At 47.3% G+C, this 19,711-nt stretch carries 12 protein-coding genes; 5 read left to right on the top strand and 7 right to left on the bottom strand.

Annotation, left to right across the window (positions count from 1 at the left end):
• Nucleotides 1–44 precede the first annotated feature (44 nt).
• The 6 genes from CIK99_RS10170 to mutA form a co-directional block, all read right to left on the bottom strand.
• Nucleotides 45–1,841, bottom strand: coding sequence for a pectate lyase (locus CIK99_RS10170; RefSeq protein WP_094381405.1), 1,797 nt, complete (start codon nt 1,839–1,841; stop codon nt 45–47).
• A 79-nt stretch (nt 1,842–1,920) separates the two neighbouring features.
• Nucleotides 1,921–5,067 (bottom strand): pectinesterase family protein, encoded by a 3,147-nt coding sequence (locus tag CIK99_RS10165; RefSeq protein ID WP_254047775.1) that lies wholly within the window; start codon nt 5,065–5,067, stop codon nt 1,921–1,923.
• A gap of 22 nt (nt 5,068–5,089) precedes the next feature.
• Nucleotides 5,090–7,654 (bottom strand): glycoside hydrolase family 88 protein, encoded by a 2,565-nt coding sequence (locus CIK99_RS10160; protein WP_094381404.1) that lies wholly within the window; start codon nt 7,652–7,654, stop codon nt 5,090–5,092.
• A gap of 119 nt (nt 7,655–7,773) precedes the next feature.
• On the bottom strand, nt 7,774–9,003 hold the full coding sequence (locus CIK99_RS10155; RefSeq protein ID WP_094381403.1) for an aminoacetone oxidase family FAD-binding enzyme: 1,230 nt from the start codon (nt 9,001–9,003) through the stop codon (nt 7,774–7,776).
• 187 nt (nt 9,004–9,190) lie between these two features.
• The gene (gene scpA, locus CIK99_RS10150; RefSeq protein ID WP_094381402.1) at nt 9,191–11,335 is read right to left on the bottom strand and encodes a methylmalonyl-CoA mutase; all 2,145 of its coding nucleotides are present in this window, start codon (nt 11,333–11,335) and stop codon (nt 9,191–9,193) included.
• Nucleotides 11,336–11,350: 15 nt separating this feature from the next.
• A complete protein-coding gene (gene mutA, locus CIK99_RS10145) occupies nt 11,351–13,204 on the bottom strand; it encodes a methylmalonyl-CoA mutase small subunit (RefSeq protein WP_094381401.1) in 1,854 nt (617 codons plus the stop codon).
• Between the two features lie 261 nt (nt 13,205–13,465).
• Here mutA and CIK99_RS10140 point away from each other — a divergent pair, with 261 nt between their 5' ends.
• The 5 genes from CIK99_RS10140 to CIK99_RS10120 all read left to right on the top strand — a co-directional run bounded on the left by CIK99_RS10140 (nt 13,466) and on the right by CIK99_RS10120 (nt 18,521).
• The gene (locus tag CIK99_RS10140) at nt 13,466–15,151 is read left to right on the top strand and encodes a putative transporter (protein WP_094381400.1); all 1,686 of its coding nucleotides are present in this window, start codon (nt 13,466–13,468) and stop codon (nt 15,149–15,151) included.
• Between the two features lie 45 nt (nt 15,152–15,196).
• Entirely contained in the window at nt 15,197–16,162 is a 966-nt protein-coding gene (locus CIK99_RS10135) for an OadG family protein (RefSeq protein WP_094381399.1), read from the top strand.
• An 86-nt stretch (nt 16,163–16,248) separates the two neighbouring features.
• Entirely contained in the window at nt 16,249–16,692 is a 444-nt protein-coding gene (locus CIK99_RS10130) for a biotin/lipoyl-containing protein (protein WP_094381398.1), read from the top strand.
• Nucleotides 16,693–16,707: 15 nt separating this feature from the next.
• Nucleotides 16,708–17,865 (top strand): sodium ion-translocating decarboxylase subunit beta, encoded by a 1,158-nt coding sequence (locus tag CIK99_RS10125; protein WP_094381397.1) that lies wholly within the window; start codon nt 16,708–16,710, stop codon nt 17,863–17,865.
• A 65-nt stretch (nt 17,866–17,930) separates the two neighbouring features.
• A complete protein-coding gene (locus tag CIK99_RS10120; protein ID WP_094381396.1) occupies nt 17,931–18,521 on the top strand; it encodes a LuxR C-terminal-related transcriptional regulator in 591 nt (196 codons plus the stop codon).
• Between the two features lie 78 nt (nt 18,522–18,599).
• Here CIK99_RS10120 and CIK99_RS10115 read toward each other — a convergent pair whose 3' ends face one another.
• Nucleotides 18,600–19,697, bottom strand: a complete 1,098-nt coding sequence (locus CIK99_RS10115; protein ID WP_094381395.1) for a UDP-N-acetyl glucosamine 2-epimerase — start codon at nt 19,695–19,697, stop codon at nt 18,600–18,602.
• Between the last annotated feature and the right edge of the window lie 14 nt (nt 19,698–19,711).

The following is a 19,711-nucleotide window of genomic DNA, read 5'->3' as shown; positions in this document are numbered from 1 at the left end:
TCTCAAAGAAGAAAATAAATCTGGGAAAAATATTCTTTCAGGCTTTATTTAATACCTTTTAATGATATTTTTTCCCCGTTATTAAGCGTTTTAACATGAATAGTGACACCTTTTGCGTCATTCTTGCGTTCCACACCTGCTGCATCATACGTAGTGGTAGAGACCACCGTAGTGTCATCGGTGACATTACCGGAGATACCTGTATCGTTGCTGTTAATAGCCTCAACGATAGTGCCGTCAGCATTGTGGTATGCGGGATAGTATTCTTTTACTGGCGACTCAGCGTTTTTATTACCCTCTATCATAATTGTCTGCACGAGACTATTTAGATAGACCTCAACGTTGGTGTACCATTCCTTCTGTGAGTCGATGGTAGTGAGCTGGGCATCTTCCGCATTGTTTGGATCGAGACCATTGGCCACCTCCCAGTCGTCGGGCATTCCGTCACCATCAGTATCAAACCCTGTGGTGCGTTCTTCCTCACGAAGGATTGGGAAGCTTGCCGTGGTTGGGTCTTCTGTTCCAGATGGGTCATTGATGACATCCAGGATTCCAGCGCGTTTTGCTACAGCCCCTTTATAGGTGATGGTTCCGTTAGTGGCTTCCTCCACATATCTGTTGTCGCATTCGTCGCGAACGAGGGAAGCGCCTCCGTATTTTAACACCTTCTTGAAAGCAGTCTGTGCCTTGTGGGTTGTCACCTCGCCCGCGTCAATCGGTTCGTCAAGTTTCAGGCGTATGCAGTCGACTCCGTTTGTATTCTTCAAATATGTTTGGTTTTCTCCGTAGTAATGATTAGGATCGGCAATATATTTTTCACTATTTATAGTATATAGACCGGAGTCATAGATAACTCCCTGCCAATCGTAATTCTCAGGAGAAGAAGCTGCTGTCACGTAATTACCATTGATATAGTATCGTGAGGCATAGCCGGGGAAGGGATTGTCGCCGCCATTTGAAGCGTCAGACACCGACACCTGGGTGACTCGAGTCTTGTTTTTTGTTCCAGGACCTGCCTTATAGTAATTGTTTATCATATTGATATATCCACCGCCAGGACCACCGTAGCATCCGTTGCCATCACCCCAGTTGTACATCACACAGTTGCGGAAGTCAACTCGCTCTGCCTGAATAGAGTTCTCATAGAGTGTTTTGTCATATCCGTCCCAGTTGTATCGTGCACCATTGAATCGGGGTGCACGATTCTGAACGTGGGCGATGAAGTTGTGGTGGAAGGATGCGTCCTTGCCTCCCCAGATGCCTCCATAGCTATGGGCGCCTTTGTTGTGTCCGGTATTTGCCAGACCCTCAGTGATGTTACACCACTGCATGGTGAAGTTGCGGTTGTCGTAGAACGAAGCGACCTCGTCGATGCTCCAAGAGAATGAGCAGTGGTCGATGATGATATTTTTGTGTTTACGTCCCCATGTGGTATCGGCTCCGTCGTTGACATCTTTCACTTGTGAACGACGGCAACGGATGAATCGAACAATGACATTATCGCATTTGCCGAAGTAGAGGGTATAGTAGCGAAGAGTGATACCGTCGCCGGGGGCTGTCTGTCCGGCAATAGTAGTGTTGGAGCTAACATTAAGCTGCGACTTCAAGTCGATATAACCACTAACGTCGAAGACGATGGTCTTAGCGCCCGACTGGGACAGAGCCCAACGTAGTGAGCCTTCGCCAGAATCATTAAGGTTTGTAACGTGAATAATCTTTCCGCCACGTCCTCCGGTAACATAACGTCCGTGTCCTTCAGCTCCCGGGAATGCCGGAGACTGTGCGAGGGTGGGGGAAAGAGTCCCCAAGAATAATGATAGTGATAGTAGAGTCTTTTTCATGTCATTTTGTTTTGATAAACCGTGGAACAGCCATCTTGTCGTTGACGGCTATTCCACGGTGATAAGCGTTTGAATGATTTTATTTAACTATTTTCTTGTTGCATATGATATAAACACCCTTTGAGGCCTTGCTTACGCGAACGCCTGCCAGTGTGTGTATTTCGGCAGAAGTGTTGCTGTCGGCATTGAGAGAGTTGATACCGGCGCCAGGGCTTGCTACTGCTGGAGTGCCAAAACCACCCATCTCGTTGGCTGCACGTACTGCGTATTCGGCTTCTGGGTTGTCAACGACATAAGATGTAGTGTTGGCATCAACGATAGCCTTAACCTTATCATCAGCAACGATCGCATAAGCCGAAGCACCCTCTACAGCTTTCCATGAGAGCTTACCGTCTGCTATAGAAGGTGAGTTTATCTCAACTTGTGAGGCAAGAGCAGCTGGAGTCCAGTCGGTGAACACCTTGTCAAGACTATATGAAGCAGCTTGCTCAGAGGTGATGATGGTTTCCATCTCGTTGCTCTTGCTGTCTTTTACAAACTTGACAATATTTGTAGCAGGCGATACGACAGTGCCTTCAGCATTTACGGAGTTATACTCAACAAACTTGTCAGCAACAACATTCATGCCGCTTGCCGTGAATCGTGTAGCGGCAATTTCCGATGGCTGGTTGAGTGTGGTGTTAAGGAATGCCAAGCGAGGCACGCCGCCCCATGCACGTCCAAAGTTGAATTTCGATGCCTTGTTCTCGATAGTACATCCATCGAATATATAACCAAAGGTATTGCTTGCATCTGTATATGGAGCGGTGATTGTTGCTTCACCGTTCTTTCCGTCTTTCTTGCGGCTTTCGCAAACGAGAATACACTTATTGAAGAACACATCGCCATTGCCACAGATGTAGTCAACGGTTCCATGGATCTCTGATGTCTCCCAGTAGAACTGTTTGTTGGCATTGCTGTAATATGTGTCTTGATAAGACAGCATCTTAACGTTTTTACAGATTGTTCTTGCACCTTTGTCCTGAAGACATACCGCACGGCCTGCGCTGGCTGCAGAATAGTAATCGAGGGCATTCTGGAGAGTAAGGTCTTGCAGATATGCATTCTGGCCAGTGATAAGTATGGTAGCTGTAGTTCCGATGCCTTCATTGGCAACTTCGGGAGCGTTGACGATGATTGTCTTGTCCATTCCCTCACCGATGAGAGAAATGTTGTTGCCAGAGATTCGTGTGAGACAAGTCTTGCCCAGGTCGTAAGTTCCTGCAGGAACGAAGATCTTTGTACGGCTATCAGCTGAGGCCTGTGCATTGGCTATCTCTATTACTGCCAACAGATTGTCAGCATCTCCAGCCTTGACCGTGAAGTAACCATTGTCGTCCTTCTTGATGTTGGAGTTGGCATCATTGATGATCAAAACGTTGTGAATATACGCTGTTGCGCTGAATGTGAGGGTGAGAGTAGTGGCGTCTCCTGTATATTCGTATGAGCCACTTTGTCCGTCAGACTCCACTTGTGCTGCCATGGTTTTGAGTACATTTCCTGCGGCATCGGAAATAGTGATGTCGCCTGCAGAATATCTACATAAGCCAAGGTTGATGTAAGCATGACCGCCAACAAGAAGGTGCAGCTTGTCGCCTTCACCGAACACCCATCCGTGAGTACCGTCGTGGAACTTGCCGTTTCCTTCCGGCATGAACGCTTCATGATCGTCAGCATAAAAATACTGGTCAGCAAGGTTATAGCTGTATCGGGCGTCAGGACTCATTGTCTCTTTTGGTGTGACAAGAGCATATAGAGCAAAATCAGCGGTCACTACATCTGTTGTGGCAAAGCGGCGGCCACCGTCAGGTTTTGCATACCAGCCGCGGAAGGCATAGCTTGTCGGGATCTCCTCATTGTAATCGCATGAGAAGTTGCCGATGTCGGCATCCTTTTCTACGGTCTGTGTTCCAATTACTGAGCCTGATACACCATAGTAAGTAAGCGTAAAATCAGGTTTATAGACAACTGTCAGCACATAAGTAGCTTCAGCGCCGTTAGCTTCAACAACAATAGTGACAACAGCGTTGCCTTTGTTGTCTGAAGAATAATCTGTTGACTTAATATTGCCATTACTTGCTGTAACGTCTGTGAGAGGATTGCTCTCGGAAATCATTTTCTGAAGCTTTGAAATCTCAACCGTAGCGGCAAAAATTCCGTCTGGCTGTTCGTCGAAGATATCTGCGGCTGCATATACGGCGCCGTTTACGGTGATATTGCCGAGAGAAGGAGTGAGCGACATGTCAACCATTCCGTAGATATCAATCTCCATCATGTAGGCATTCTGCGAGGCGTTGAGATTAGTCCAGCGTAACTGCACGTTTGTACGGTTGACTTCTACATCAACGTCGGAACCTTGCTGTGTGGTAGCAACAGCGTCAGATAATACTACCCAGTCTTCATCGCCGTCGCCCTTTGCTTCAAGTTTCCATCCGCGGTTGCTTCCAGTGGCACCATGAAAGAAATGAACTTTTGATATTGAGGCAAGTGTAGATGTGATGATATAAGGATCTGCACTCTTTGCTGCCATCAGCATACCTCCATTCCAGTTTGGGAACTTACCGGTATTGAAGTTTGAGGAACTTATCTGAGTGTTGTAAATAGAGAAAGTAAGTTCTTCATGGCTGTACTTTGTCTGCCATGTCACCTTTGTCTCGCTGGCTTCAGCCTTTTTCTCATAGTCTTTCCATTCGGTGAAGTTGGTGGAATAGATACATTTTTCCTGAAGTGGCGACACCTGCAGCACCTGTATTGAATATAGGTAGCTACTTCCAGTGCCAGCAATTTCCACGTAGCCCTGTGACACTTCGGCAGTTGTTGCCTTGTGGTTGACCTCATCAGCGTCAGCAGCTATTCCGCCTACTGTATAATAGTGATAGCCGGGATAGCTCACCACGGTGACGATGTCACTTGTTGACTTTACAGGCACACGGATGAGAGTGCCGCTATTGAACTGTGCATCAGTTCCGCGTCCTTTGAGTTTTCCGTTAGTGGCATCGACAAACAAAGCGATTCCCTCTACGGTAGAAGCCACTTCTCCTGTTGTACCTTGGATATTGGTGGCATTATTGATACCAGCCGGCAGGTCGTTCTTAAAGTCCCATACGGCAGACACATCACCTGCTTTTGCGGCAAGTGAGAATACAAGCAACATGCAAAGTACTCCAATTTGTTTTAGTTGGTTCACAATTTTAAATATGTTAGGTAAATTAATAATTTAAACGTTCATACTCAAGTGAAGCCCAAATGAACGGTCCTACTCCTTTAGCATCGTTGTCTCTGATAGGTTCGCTAAGATAATAGTCGTAAGATCCGTCGCGACGTTTGTTCTCCTTTACGTTTGGTGCGGCTTTCTTCACAGCCTCGCTCATGCCAGGACCGAGTCCAGCCACTGAGCAGCATTGTGTGAGTGAGATGGTCTTGTCGGCATTGACACGGATGAAGTTCTTGATAATACCCTCATATGCTTTCTTTCCTGCATTAAGATATTTTTCGCCTAAATATCCTTTATTGTAAGCCTTCAACAAGGCGTACGCAAACATTGAAGAACAAGTTGATTCAAGATAGTTTCCCTCGCGTTCTGGAGAATCCATCACCTGATACCACAGTCCAGTCTTCTTGTCTTGCCATTTTATCACAGCGTCGAGGTCTTTTTTCAGCAGTTCGATTACCTCGCCGCGGCGATTGTAGTCTTCTGGCATAGCGTCGAGTAGTTCAATGAGAGCCATTGTGTACCATCCTTGCGCCCTTCCCCAGCAGTGTTGCGACAATCCAGTATTCTTGTCAGCCCAAAACATCTCGTGTGTCTCATCCCATGCATGGCGGTTAAGTCCCGTTGCTGGATCGAATGTGCGCTCATAAGTCTTGCTAATCTGATTGACGGCATCGTCGTATATCTTCAGTGCTTTCTTTGGCTTGAGCAACATGTTGGCAGTCAGGGCACGATAGGGCAGTCCCATAAATATTCCGTCAAGCCATACTTGATAAGCATAAATGGCTTTGTGCCAATACACGCCTTCTTTGGTACGAGGCTGCTTGTCGAGCTGCTTCATCAGAGTCTTCATCGCCATGAGGTTTTTCTCTTCGGGAAACAACTGATACATACGAGCCACGAAATGTCCGGTACGTATTTGGTCGAGATTGTAGTCTTCGAGCTTATATGTTCTTATTTCACCTTTCTCGTTTATCATCGTGTCGGTATAGAGTTGGCAGTATTTTTTTATGTCATCACCACCATATTTAATATATGTGTCGAGCATTGCTTCCAACTCTATACCCATAACATAACTCCATCTTGGCTTTTTGGCGAAATCGAGCATGTAAGACTGAGGCACACGTTTCATCTCTGAATATGTGAGCCACTGACCATAGTTGTCATAAGGTTTTTTTTTTAACACAAGGCTGCCGTTGATGAAAAGATTTTCGAATTGTACATTTCGAGTTTGTCCACTTTCGAAGTTTCCATCTTTGACCCCATTGAAATGGCAGTCCTTGACGTTTATGTCATACACATTGCATACGGAGTCGAGAGCGATGATCTGAACTCCGTACTTGCTTTTTTGGCAAGTAATGTTCTCGATGTTGATATTACGTACTGTAGGCGCATATCCTCTACAGCACTTCTCCTTTGGCTCATAGTCGAGATTGATCTTCAGCACAGATTCTCCACACTGGCCCACTTCAATATTTCGGGCGTAAAGATTTTCTATAATACCTCCTCGGCAAGTATTTGTCTTAATGCGGATTACGCGATCTAGGTCTGGACTGTCCATCTTGCAGTTCTCGGCAAACACGTTACGGCAACCGCCAGAGATCTCACTTCCTAACACTACGCCACCATGACCGTTCTGCATCTCGCAATTACGTATGATGATGTTTTCGCTTGAGCGTCCCCAAAGGCGCCCATCGTTGTTGCGTCCACTCTTTATGGCAATACAATCATCGCCAGTGTTGAAATAACAGTTCTCTATAAGAACGCCGTCGCAGGATTCTGGGTCGCAACCATCCCCATTCGGGCCATCGTTGTTGATGTGAACGCCACGTACAGTGATATTCTTTGACAGCAGAGGGTGTATCACCCAGAAAGGAGAACGCAACAATGTGACATCTTCAATGAGCACACCATCGCATTGGTTGATATTGATGAGCTGAGGGCGTAATCCATCTTCAGGACCAAACTTTCGTTCGTTCATATCCACGCCATCCTCAGCCAGTTGTAGCAGACGTGCACGACTGCCGCAGTTCTGACCTATCTCACCAGGTTTCCATCCGTAACGGTCTTTTCCGCACCACTTCCACCAGGTGGTGTTTTCACCGCCGCCGTCAATAGTGCCTTTGCCAGTAATGGCGATATCGGTCTGTTTGTAAGCGTAAATACATGGCTGTAGGTTCCAGCAGTCTATTCCTTCCCATCGTGTAGGAACGATAGGATATAATTCGGGTTGGAATACGAACTGAAGCACTGCACCTTCCTTAACATGAAGGTTAACTTTGCTAAGAAGGGTGATCGCGCCTGTGTGAAACGTACCTTCAGGAACGACGACCTGCCCTCCGCCGCCCTTTGAGCAAGCGGCGATAGCCTTGTTGATGGCTTTCTGATTGTCAGACGCTTTAGCCTTTGTGCTTGCACCATACTTTGTGATGTCGTAGCACTTGTCTTTGAATTCGGGTTGTCTGATACTCTTTTCGATTTGTTTGTACTGCGTCTCCCATGCATCCGCCACTACTGAGAGCGGCAATAGCAGGAGCGCTACCATTAAGTTGATATACTTCATAAATTGTTTGTTTTTTATATTTGTTTTCAGTTATGGTTGCAAAGATAATAAAAAAACGACAATATCCAAACCTTTTTTTCATTTTATTGAAATAAAAGTGTAATTTTGCCCATTTTTCCTTATTTTATACATGATTTTGCCACTACAAATGCCATTGTCCATGCAGCCTGAAGATTAAAACCGCCTGTTATTGCATCTACATCCAATACCTCACCGGCAAAGTATAATCCAGGATATTTTTTGCTTTCGAGTGTCGATGGATTGATGTTTCCCAATGCAACACCTCCGCAAGTGACAAATTCTTCTTTGAAGCGGTTTTTCCCATCGATGACGAACTGTTGGTTAGTGAGAGTGGCTACAAGTTTGTTCTGGCCTTTCCTACCCAGCTCCGCCCAGCGTAGCATAGGATTTAGTCCGCTACAATGAAGCAGATAAGACCACAAACGACTGTTGAATCTTTGTGGATATACATTCTGCAATTGCTTGTGTTGATTATTGAGGGCAAGAGAAGTAAGTTGTTCGCAGACAGAGGCCTCGTTGTCTTTGTGAAACCAATTTATAGCAATGTTTGTCTTGTAGTCGCATTCTTGTAAATATCGTGCACCATAGGAAGACAATTTCAATATTGACGGTCCGCTCAGTCCCCAATGAGTGATGAGCAATGGTCCTTCAGCCTTAATTTTTGTCCCGACAATCGATGATGTGACATTCTCTACAACCGTGCCTGTGAGTTCTGTTATAGGATTGTTTTTCAGGCATAGGCTAAAGAGCGACGGTACAGGTGTCACAATGTCAAATCCGAGATCTTGAATCATGTCAAGTCCGCTGATTTTCGGACTTCCTCCAGTGGTCACTACAACAACATTATAAGATTCCGTATTTGTCTTTCCCTCCTTGTCGATAGTGAATACGTCATAGCCTTCATTTCTTCCTGTTGCAATCTTTGTCACCTTCTGCTGCGTACGAATCACGACTCCATGCTTATGCATCAACGACAGCAGTGTGTTTACAATTTCCATTGCGTCTTGTGACACAGGAAACACACAGTTGTCTTCCTGTATGGTGAGTTTTACTCCGGCATTTTCAAACCACTCGAATGCATCTTTGTGGCTGAACTCCTTCAGAAGTCGTTTCATAAGCCTGGCACCCCTTGGATAAGCAGTCTCAACGCTGGGAATGCCTTCGAAGCTATTTGTAAGGTTACACCGTCCGCCTCCCGTGATGGCGACCTTTGCCAAAGGGCGTTTGCCTCTTTCATAAACGGTTACCCGCGAATGAGGCATACGTCGTTTTATTTCTACTGCTGCAAAGCACCCTGCAGCTCCAGCTCCAACAATTGCGATGTCCATAATAATAAATAGGAAAAAATATTAAATAGGTGGAAAATATAATAAGGCGGAAAATAATAAATAGGAGGGAAATATAAATAGGTGAGAAGAACTGGAAAGTGTGACGAACAATGCTGGAAATCAGAAATGCCGCAGACACCCGTTTGATGATGCCTGCGGCAAGTTCTATTTGAGTCTTGCGATCATTTTATTTACCAAGGAGAATGTTCATCATTTCAACAGCAGCTTTAGCTACCGATGTACCAGGTCCGAAGATGGCGGCCACGCCAGCCTGATAGAGGAAGTCGTAGTCCTGGGCTGGGATGACACCGCCCGCTATGACCATGATGTCCTCACGACCCAGTTTCTTCAACTCGTCGATAAGTTGAGGAACGAGAGTCTTGTGACCTGCAGCCAGTGAGCTGACACCCACAACATGCACATCGTTTTCAACTGCCTCACGAGCGGCCTCGGCTGGAGTCTGGAACAATGGTCCCATATCAACATCGAATCCGCAGTCAGCATAACCTGTTGCCACTACCTTTGCTCCGCGGTCGTGACCATCCTGTCCCATCTTGGCGATGAAGATACGTGGACGGCGGCCTTCCTTCTGAGCGAACTCCTCTGTGAGCTGACAAGCCACGTCAAAGTCCTTGTCGTTTTTGCTTTCTGATGAATACACGCCTGAAATTGTTCTGATTACTGCCTTGTAACGACCTACTACTTCTTCGCAGGCGTCACTGATTTCTCCGAGGGTACAACGCAACTTCGCACATTCTACAGCCTGTGCGAGGAGGTTGCCTTCTCCCGTACGTACTATCTCTGTGAGTTTCTTAAGAGCTGCCTGGCAAGCCTCTTCATCGCGGGCTGCACGAACCTTGGCGAGGCTCTCTTCCTGCTGCTTGCGCACAGCGGTGTTGTCAACCTCAAGGATATCGATAGGATCCTCATGGTCAAGACGATACTTGTTAGTGCCGACGATGGTTTGTATGCCAGAGTCGATACGAGCCTGTGTACGGGCTGCAGCTTCCTCGATGCGCATCTTTGGAACTCCAGTTTCAATAGCCTTGGCCATACCGCCGAGCTTTTCTATTTCCTGGATGTGCTCCCATGCCTTGTGTACAAGTTCGTTGGTGAGGGTCTCAACGTAGTAAGAACCTGCCCATGGGTCGATATGCTTGCAGACCTTTGTCTCGTTCTGGATGTAGATCTGAGTGTTACGTGCAATACGAGCAGAGAAGTCTGTCGGGAGAGCGATAGCCTCGTCGAGGGCATTGGTGTGGAGCGACTGTGTGTGACCCAATACGGCAGCCATGGCCTCGATACAAGTACGGCCTACATTGTTGAATGGATCCTGCTCAGTGAGCGACCATCCTGAAGTCTGAGAGTGGGTACGCAATGCGAGTGACTTCGGGTTCTTTGCGCCGAAGCTCTTCACAATCTTTGCCCAAAGCAGACGACCTGCACGCATCTTGGCAATCTCCATGAAGTGGTTTACGCCGATAGCCCAGAAGAATGACAGACGGGGAGCGAAGGCATCCACGTCGATACCTGCGTTCACACCTGCGCGGAGGTACTCCATACCGTCGGCAAGAGTGTAAGCCAACTCTATGTCTGCCGTAGCACCAGCCTCCTGCATGTGATAGCCGGAGATAGAGATAGAGTTGAACTTAGGCATGTTCTGCGAAGTATATTCGAAGATGTCGGCGATAATCTTCATTGAGAATGCTGGAGGATAGATATAGGTGTTACGCACCATGAACTCCTTGAGGATGTCGTTCTGGATAGTACCTGCCATCTCCTCGAGCTTTGCGCCCTGTTCGAGACCAGCCACGATGTAGAAGGCGAGGATAGGAAGCACGGCGCCATTCATTGTCATCGAGACAGACATCTTGTTGAGTGGAATACCGTCGAAGAGCACCTTCATATTCTCCTCGTTGCAGATAGATACGCCAGCCTTGCCCACGTCGCCTACCACGCGCTCGTTGTCAGGATCGTAGCCGCGGTGAGTAGGAAGGTCGAACGCTACCGACAGACCTTTCTGTCCTGAAGCGAGGTTACGGCGATAGAATGCGTTAGACTCCTCGGCGGTAGAGAATCCAGCATACTGGCGGATGGTCCACGGGCGGAATGGGTACATCATTGAGTATGGACCACGGAGATAAGGAGGAATACCTGCTGTAAAGTCGAGGTGTTCCATGCCTTCGAGGTCTTCCTTGGTATAAACGGGCTTTACTTCGATATGCTCAGGAGTCTTCCAGTTGGGAGCGATACCGTTAGTCTTCTGCCACTCGGCACCATTTTCATTTTTGATGCCGGCGTAAATATTGATATCTTTAAAATTCTTTCTCATGACTATTCAAAATTTTTAGATTCCCAACTTCTGGTTATATTCCTTAAGGGTCTCGAGTACATTGCAACGTACATGTATGAAGTTCTCGATACCTTCAGCCTTGAGGTCTTCCATACAAGCAGGAGCTCCTGCTACGATAAACATGGCACGGCCGTCAAGATACTTGAAAGCAGGAACAGCGTATTCTGCATATTCGTCGTCGCTTGAGCAGAGTACGATGATGTCTGCACCAGCAGCCAGTGCTGCGTCAACGCCTTCTTCCACGCTATTGAAGCCAAGATTGTCAATCACCTTGTAACCAGCGCATGCGAGGAAGTTGCAGCTGAACTGCGCACGAGCCTGACGCATGGCAAGATTACCTATAGTGAGCATGAATGCCTTTGGAGTCTTTCCACTCTCCTCAACAGCGATGCGCAGGTCTTCGAAATCGGCAGCCAGACGGGTTGAAGAGATCTTCTTCAGCGGTGTCTCTTCCTCTGTCGAGCAAGAGCAGCAGCACTTCTTCGCGCGCTTTCCGTCAGAGAGTTCTGTAAAGTTAGGGAACTGGTTGGTGCCAAGGAGGAATTCCTTACGCTTGGCGGCGTCACCATGACGTTTCACGTTAGTTGCGTTGATGTCGTCTTGCACCGTTCCTGCCTTAGCTGCAGCGAGGAAGCCGCCTTCGTCCTCAACCTTCAAGAATATCTTCCATGCTGCTTCAGCGAGCGAGTTGGTAAGCTCTTCTATGAAGTATGAACCTGCAGACGGATCAACTACCTTGTCGAAGTGGCTCTCTTCCTTAAGTAGGAGCTGCTGGTTGCGTGCAATACGCTCAGAGAAATCAGTCGGAGTCTGGTAAGCATCGTCGAACGGACGAACCACGATAGAATAAACTCCAGCCAGTGCGGCAGACATTGTCTCGGTCTGTGTGCGTAGCAGGTTTACGTAGCTGTCGAAAACAGTCATATTATAAGAAGATGTGGTAGCATTTACCTGCATCATGCAAGCGCAGTCGCATTTTGGCTCATACTGCTTGACTATCTCTGCCCAAAGCATACGTGCGGCACGGAACTTGGCGATCTCCATGAAATAGTTTTCGGAGATACCCATATTGAACTTAATCTTGCTTGCGGCGAGAGTAGGCTCAACGCCTGCCTCAACCATCTGCTGGAGATATTCGTTACCCCAAGCCAGAGCGTATCCCAGTTCCTGAACGATGTAAGCTCCAGAGTTGTTGAGTGCCTCAGAGTTGACAGCCACACAGCGGAAGAAACGATAGTCTTTCAGCAGTTCTACGAGATCTTTGGCCTTTGCTACCATTTCAGTAGCATCCTTACCCTTCATGAGTATTTTCTCGATTGGGTCGAAAGCGATAGAGCCGTTGATCTTCTCCTTGTCATATCCCTTCTTCTCAAAATATGCCACCAGGATCTGAGCCAGCTCGATGGCGTGGCACTGGCAAGTAGAGAAGTTGATATCGATACATTCAAGGCAGATGCCCTCAAGCAGGGTGTCGATGAGTTCTGCGCTCACGTCCTTACCCTTAATCTTGAATCCCAATGAGTCGATACCTTTGTTAAGGATATCGAGTGCTTTGGCGTTGGCAGCCTTTGCATCCTCGACAACGATGTTCTGACGCACGCGCCAGATATTGTTGTCTTTCTTGTTACCACGTACGTATGGGAACTCGCCTGGCAGAGCGTTCGGGGTGGCAAGACCCTCAATGTCCTCTCTGCGGTAGAAGGGCTGCATATCAAAGCCCTCATTGGTTCTCCATACCAACTTTTTGTTGAAGTCCGCACCCTTCAGATCGACCTGAATCTTATCAAGCCATTCCTGTTTTGTAGGTGCTGTAAACTCGGTGAAGAGTTTTTCCTTAATGTCTGACATAGTCGGTTGTTTTTAATTATTATATAAGTTTAATGTCGTCTATTTAGACACAATTCGCCCCTGCCTGTTATTTCATGGCGTCGAATTGCGGTGCAAAGATAGCGAATAATTTTTGTATTTATATAAAAACTCAAAGAAATTTGCATAAAATTGTGAAATATTCAAAAAGTTGGGCATTCTTTTAAAAATTGTTGCACAAAAATTATAAAATGAGTAATATTTTGGCTAATTTTGCAGCGCAAAAAAAAACAATAGTATTTTATGGAATGGTTAATTAATCTCTTCACCACGACAGATTCTATTGCCCATATTGCCATCCTTTACGCTATGGTGATAGCCGTAGGCGTGCTATTGGGCAAGATAAAGTTTGGTGGTATCGCTTTGGGCGTAACATTCGTCCTTTTTGCAGGTATCGTCGCCGGACATTTCGGTATGACGGCACCTGTCAACATCATTACGTTTGTTCAGGATTTCGGACTTATCCTGTTCGTCTTTATGATCGGTCTTCAGGTAGGACCAGGTTTTTTCGAGAGTTTCCGTAAGGGTGGTGTCACGTTGAATATCCTCGCGGCAAGTGCTATCTTGCTGAATATCGCCGTGATGTTCGCGTGCTATTTCATCTTCTTCGACACCTCGAATCCTCACAACCTGCCGATGATGGTCGGCACGCTCTATGGCGCTGTGACCAACACGCCTGGACTTGGAGCCGCCAACGAAGCCCTGACAAGTGTGTTCACGGACAACATACCTCAGATAGCATCGGGATATGCGTGTGCCTATCCGTTAGGTGTAGTTGGTATCATTGGTGCCACGATAGCGATACGCTTCATCTGCCGCATAAGCCTTGAGAAGGAGGAAGAGGAGCTGAAGGCGTCAAATGCTGAGGACGCTCATGTAAAGCCTCACCAGATGCATCTTCAGGTGACTAATTCCTATCTTGCAGGAAGGACAATAATGCAGATTCACGACTTCCTGAACCGCGATTTCGTATGCTCGCGCCTGTTGCACGACGGTCATGTGACCATCCCTAACCGCGACACAGTGCTGGAACTGGGCGACCAGTTGTTTATAGTATGTGCCAAGGCAGATGCCGAAGCCATTATCGCTTTCATCGGTCCTGAGATACAGGTACAGTGGGAAGAGACCGACCAGCCTATGGTGTCTAAGCGCATCCTCGTCACAAAGTCGTCGATCAATGGAAAGACCTTAGGTCAGATGCATTTCTCTTCGGCTTACGGCGTGAATGTGACCCGTGTCACCCGTCAAGGCATGGAACTCTTTGCCACTCCACGTCTGCCTCTGCAGGTTGGCGACCGCGTGATGGTGGTAGGACCTGAGGATCTGGTAAACCGTGTGGCTGATGTGCTCGGCAACTCTATCAAGCGTCTTGAGGCTCCGAATATCGCAACCATCTTCCTCGGCATCGTCATCGGTATCATTTTCGGAAGCATCCCCGTTGCATTCCCCGGAATGCCTGTTCCAATGAAACTCGGTATTGCTGGCGGCCCGCTGATCATCGCCATTCTCATTGGCCGTTATGGCTACAAGGTGCATCTTGTCACTTACACCACGACGAGTGCCAACATGATGCTGCGTGAGATAGGATTAGTGTTGTTCCTGGCCAGTGTGGGAATAAAGGCAGGCGCCGGATTCCTCGAGACGGTGATCCAAGGCGACGGACTGAAATATGTATATACTGGTTTCCTCATTACTATTATACCTATTTTAATAATAGGAACGATAGCTCGCCTGAGATTCAAGTTCAACTATTTTACCATTATGGGCATGTTGGCAGGAACATATACCGATCCTCCTGCATTAGCCTATGCCAACCAGTCGTGCTCCACTGAGGCTCCCGCCATTGGCTATTCCACGGTTTATCCTCTGAGCATGTTCCTTCGCATATTCACGGCACAAGTAATAATATTGTTGTGCTGCGGGGCATAAGAAGAAATAAAAACAATAAATAACAATAATAATAAACGTACACAAATGAACAAATTCAAATTACTGTTAGGTACACTGTTGCTGGCAGGAAGCTCGCTGATGCATGCTCAGGTAGAAAAGAGCATAAAGATCAATGAGGTACTAACGGACAACACTGAGAATCTGCAGGATGAATACGGTCAACGTGAGGCGTGGGTAGAGATTGCCAATGTGTCGTTCACGACATACAACATCCGTGGCATGTTTATCACCACCGACCGCTCTGTCCTCAATCCCCAGATGAGTGTGCCAGAGCGCATGAAGCGCATGAGTGTCATACCAAATGGCGACCCCCGTACATCTCTCGGCGGACGTCAGCATTTGGTTCTCTTTTGTAACAGCCAACCGTCAAAAGGTTCGCTCCATCTCGACTTGAAGATCGAACCCGGAAAACCTACATGGCTTGGTCTCTACAGCGGAAATGCAACGCAGCTCATCGACTCGGTCACCATTCCGGCTCTTGAGCCAAACATCTCATTCGCGCGCCAGAAAGATGGCTCGGAGAATTGGGTTGTCAAGCAGCTCGGCCATGTGACTCCTGGCATTTCAAACATGACAGACATCGTTGAGACAAAGACAGCTAAGCTCAAGCGCGAGGACCCACATGGCTTCGGTATTACTGTGATGGCCATGGGAATCGTATTCTTCTGCCTTGCCTTGTTGTTCGTGTTCTTTACACTCTTCGGCCTCTTCATGAAGCATCGCTCTACAGTGGCTAAGATACAGCCCGTCAAGGCTGGAGTAAAGACAGTAGAGATGACAAAGGAAATAGGTCACAAGACAAATGTCATCCTCCAGGACGGCTTGAAGAGCAAGGGTATCGATAAGGAGGTTTACATTGCCGTCATCTCCATGGCTCTCAAGCAGTATCAAGACAATGTGCACGATGTTGAGAGCGGTATCATTACCATCAAGCCAAAGAAAACAGACTGGAACATGGAATTGCCACAGATGACACAGTTCCATGAATAAAACGATGGAAAAATTGAAGTATTGAAATGTGGAAATCGACAAAGTCAAATTTAAAGATTAAAAAAAAATAAAGTATTAAAGACAATATGAACAAGTTTGAATATAAAGTACAAGGTGTTGACTATGAAGTAGAAATCGAGGAGATGGAAGGCAACATCGCCAAGGTATCAGTCAATGGTATCCCATTTGAGGTAGAACTCAAGCAACCCATCAATCCTGCAAAGGCAATATCACGTCCGAAGGTTGCCGCTCCAGCTCTGGCTCCGGCAGCAGCACCGGCGGCACGTCCTGCAGCCCCTGCAGCGTCCGCAGGCGCAGGCACAGCTGTCAAGGCTCCGCTTCCAGGCACCATCACCACGGTGAACGTGAAGGTAGGCGACAAGGTGAACGTAGGCGACACCGTTGTTGTGCTCGAAGCCATGAAGATGCAGAACAATATCGAGGCTGAGTGTGCAGGAACAATCACCGCCATTTTGGTTAATCCCGGCGACTCTGTAATGGAAGGCGCCTCATTGGTTACTATCGGTTAAAAAAGGTTCTGACGTATGGGATTTACAGATTTTATAGTTGAAAACTTTAATGAGTTTCTTACCTATACAGGCTTTGCCAACGCAACGGCAGGAAACCTCATTATGATTGTGGTAGGTGCTGTGCTCATCTATCTCGCAATCAAGAAAGACTTTGAGCCACTGTTGCTCATTCCTATCGGCTTGGGTATCATCCTCGGAAACATACCTTTCCGTGCCGATGCTGGTCTTGAAATCGGTTTGTATGAAGACAATTCTGTGCTGAACATCTTCTATCAAGGAGTACGTCAGGGCTGGTATCCGCCATTGGTGTTCCTTGGTATTGGTGCAATGACAGACTTCTCGGCTCTCATCGCCAATCCGAAGTTAGTACTCATCGGCGCTTCAGCCCAGTTCGGTATCTTCGGCGCATATATGGTGGCATTGGCCCTCGGTTTTGAGCCAAACCAAGCTGCAGGTATCGCCATTATCGGTGGAGCCGACGGCCCTACGGCCATCTTCCTTTCTTCGAAGCTTTGTCCAAACCTCATGGGTGCCATTGCTGTATGCGCTTATTCATACATGGCTCTTGTACCTCTGATCCAGCCGCCATTGATGCGTCTGCTAACTACCAAGAAGGAGCGTGTCATCAAGATGAAACCAGGTCGTCAGGTTAGCCAGACTGAGCGCATCCTCTTCCCGATCATCGGACTGCTGCTGACCACCTTCATCGTTCCTTCGGGTCTTCCACTGCTCGGAATGCTCTTCTTTGGCAACCTACTGAAAGAGTCGGGAAAGACCACTCGTCTGGCAAAGACAGCTGGTTCGTCGCTTAACGACATTGTAGTCATGCTTCTCGGTCTTACCGTGGGTTGTTCTACCCAGGCAAGCGAGTTTCTGACACTGAACACTCTGTTCATCTTTGTCGTTGGTGCATGTGCATTCATGGTAGCTACAGCCAGCGGTGTCTGCTTCGTGAAGATCATGAACCTGTTCTTGCCAAAAGACAAGAAGATCAACCCGCTTATCGGTAACGCCGGAGTGTCGGCAGTACCAATGAGTGCTCGTATCAGTAATAATCTCGGACTTGAATACGACCGCCACAACTTCCTTCTCATGCACGCTATGGGACCAAACGTTGCTGGCGTCATAGGTTCTGCCGTTGCAGCCGGTGCCTTGCTCGGATTCTTGTCATAAACCATCAATATGTAGATGAGAGAGGAGTGTAAACAGCCTCTCTCATCTCGTTTTTTAAATACGCAATGAAACCTCAAATTGCCATTGTAGATTCCAATACTCTTGCCGCCATTGGCTTGAAGAATATCCTTCAGGGTATGATGCCCGTGATGCAGGTTGCCACTTTCGGGTCGTTTGCCGAACTGGAAGCAAATGACGCGGATGGATATTTTCACTATTTTGTGTCAATGCATATTGTACTGGAACATCGCCAGTTTTTTGTTGACCGTCGTCATAAGACCATCATCCTGACGTTGAGCAACGAGGCGTCGTCTCAGATCAATGGCTTTCATAGCTTGCTGTTAAACGTGCCGGAGAAGCAGTTGCTAAAACAGATACTCCAACTTGCCACCCATGCTCACCAAGGGGGACGGAATATTCCGAGCAATATCATGAAAATGGCGGAACATCCTGCCTTGACTGACAGGGAGACGGAGGTGTTGGCACTTATTGCCCAGGGCAATATAAACAAAGAGATAGCCGACACGCTCTCCATAGGCCTCTCAACAGTTATTACTCACCGCAAAAACATCATGACGAAGCTCAATCTGCGAAGTGTGTCGGCTCTCACCATCTATGCTGTGACGCATGGATTTGTCGATATCAATAAGATTTAAGAAGTTAAGGAAGTTTAAGAAGTTAAGGAAGAAGCTTTCTTAACTTCTTAAACTTCCCATTTTTTAATACTTCCCCAATTACCTCCCCAAACTTGATTCAATTATCTGCAGTATTCTCTCGGCAGTGCGTCCGTCCCAACGGTCGGGTAGGGAAGACGATTTCCATCTGTTAGCCTCTATGTCGCCCAATGCCATTTCCATTTTCTCAACATCATATCCAACAAGCAGATTTGTGCCTTTGGTGATGGTTTCAATGTGTTCGGTGTAGTCGTTCAGCGTGATGCATGGGATATTGTTGAAGGTGGCCTCTTCCGCAATGTTTCCCGAGTCGGTGATAATGCCCTTCGCATGAGAGGTGAGATAGCCGAATTCAAGATAGCGCATACTGTCCACGACGAGTATGTTTGTCATCCTCTGACACATATTTGAGATTTTCTCTTTTGCCACTCCCCGAAGTGGGGCGATGATGTATTTCCCGTTGACACTGTTGTTCAGCGTGGTAAGCATCGACAACAGATACGCCTCGTCGGAAAGGAGAGCCTTGCGGTTTACGGTCAGCACATAATAGTCGCCATCCTTTATCTTCTTGTCGTCAAGAAGTGTGGGACGTGAGAATCGTGAGTAGTTGTGGCGTAAGGTGTCGATGATGATGTTTCCCACCATATACGTATTCTGCAGTTCAGCGCCTTCCTTGCTAAGTATGCTGTTAGCCATGGTTCCAGCGGTAAATAGCAAGTCGCTGAGTCCGTCGATGACCAGACGGTTCACCTCTTTCGGCATATTGAAATCAAACGAGCGTGTTCCGGCGACGAGATGAGCCAGTCGCACGCCTCTTTTTTTGCATACGATGGCAACGGCCATGGTAGAAGCCAAGTCATCGACGACAATGACGATGTCAGTCTTGTGCTCGTCCAAGTATTTGTCAAATTCGCCCATCACTCGCCCCGTCAGTTCGTTGAGTTTCTCGCAGTCAACGCCTAGATAGATGTTAGGCATGCGTAATCCAAGGTCGCTGAAGAGCATAGGCTCGAGTGTAGAGTCGATAGGTGTGCCTGTATAGATGAGGTCGTAACCTATCGCCTTGCCTTCGTTTCGCGCTTTTTCACAAGCCCAAACGAGAGGAGCCAGTTTTACGAAGTTTGGCCTGGCTCCTGCCACCATTGTAATGTTTGTCATAGCTATGTTGTATT

The organism is Prevotella sp. P5-92 (assembly GCF_002251245.1).
Taxonomy (GTDB): Bacteria; Bacteroidota; Bacteroidia; order Bacteroidales; family Bacteroidaceae; genus Prevotella.
Note: the sequence above shows the minus strand (reverse complement) of the source record. Positions and strands in the feature narration are given on the sequence as shown.

Excerpts from the sequence above, each read along its gene's own strand:
- CIK99_RS10170 (WP_094381405.1), bottom strand. The coding sequence starts at position 1,841 with ATGAAAAAGACTCTACTATCACTATCATTATTCTTGGGGACTCTTTCC.
- CIK99_RS10160 (WP_094381404.1), bottom strand. The coding sequence starts at position 7,654 with ATGAAGTATATCAACTTAATGGTAGCGCTCCTGCTATTGCCGCTCTCA.
- CIK99_RS10155 (WP_094381403.1), bottom strand. The coding sequence starts at position 9,003 with ATGGACATCGCAATTGTTGGAGCTGGAGCTGCAGGGTGCTTTGCAGCA.
- scpA (WP_094381402.1), bottom strand. The coding sequence starts at position 11,335 with ATGAGAAAGAATTTTAAAGATATCAATATTTACGCCGGCATCAAAAAT.
- mutA (WP_094381401.1), bottom strand. The coding sequence starts at position 13,204 with ATGTCAGACATTAAGGAAAAACTCTTCACCGAGTTTACAGCACCTACA.
- CIK99_RS10140 (WP_094381400.1), top strand. The coding sequence starts at position 13,466 with ATGGAATGGTTAATTAATCTCTTCACCACGACAGATTCTATTGCCCAT.
- CIK99_RS10135 (WP_094381399.1), top strand. The coding sequence starts at position 15,197 with ATGAACAAATTCAAATTACTGTTAGGTACACTGTTGCTGGCAGGAAGC.
- CIK99_RS10130 (WP_094381398.1), top strand. The coding sequence starts at position 16,249 with ATGAACAAGTTTGAATATAAAGTACAAGGTGTTGACTATGAAGTAGAA.
- CIK99_RS10125 (WP_094381397.1), top strand. The coding sequence starts at position 16,708 with ATGGGATTTACAGATTTTATAGTTGAAAACTTTAATGAGTTTCTTACC.
- CIK99_RS10120 (WP_094381396.1), top strand. The coding sequence starts at position 17,931 with ATGAAACCTCAAATTGCCATTGTAGATTCCAATACTCTTGCCGCCATT.
- CIK99_RS10115 (WP_094381395.1), bottom strand. The coding sequence starts at position 19,697 with ATGACAAACATTACAATGGTGGCAGGAGCCAGGCCAAACTTCGTAAAA.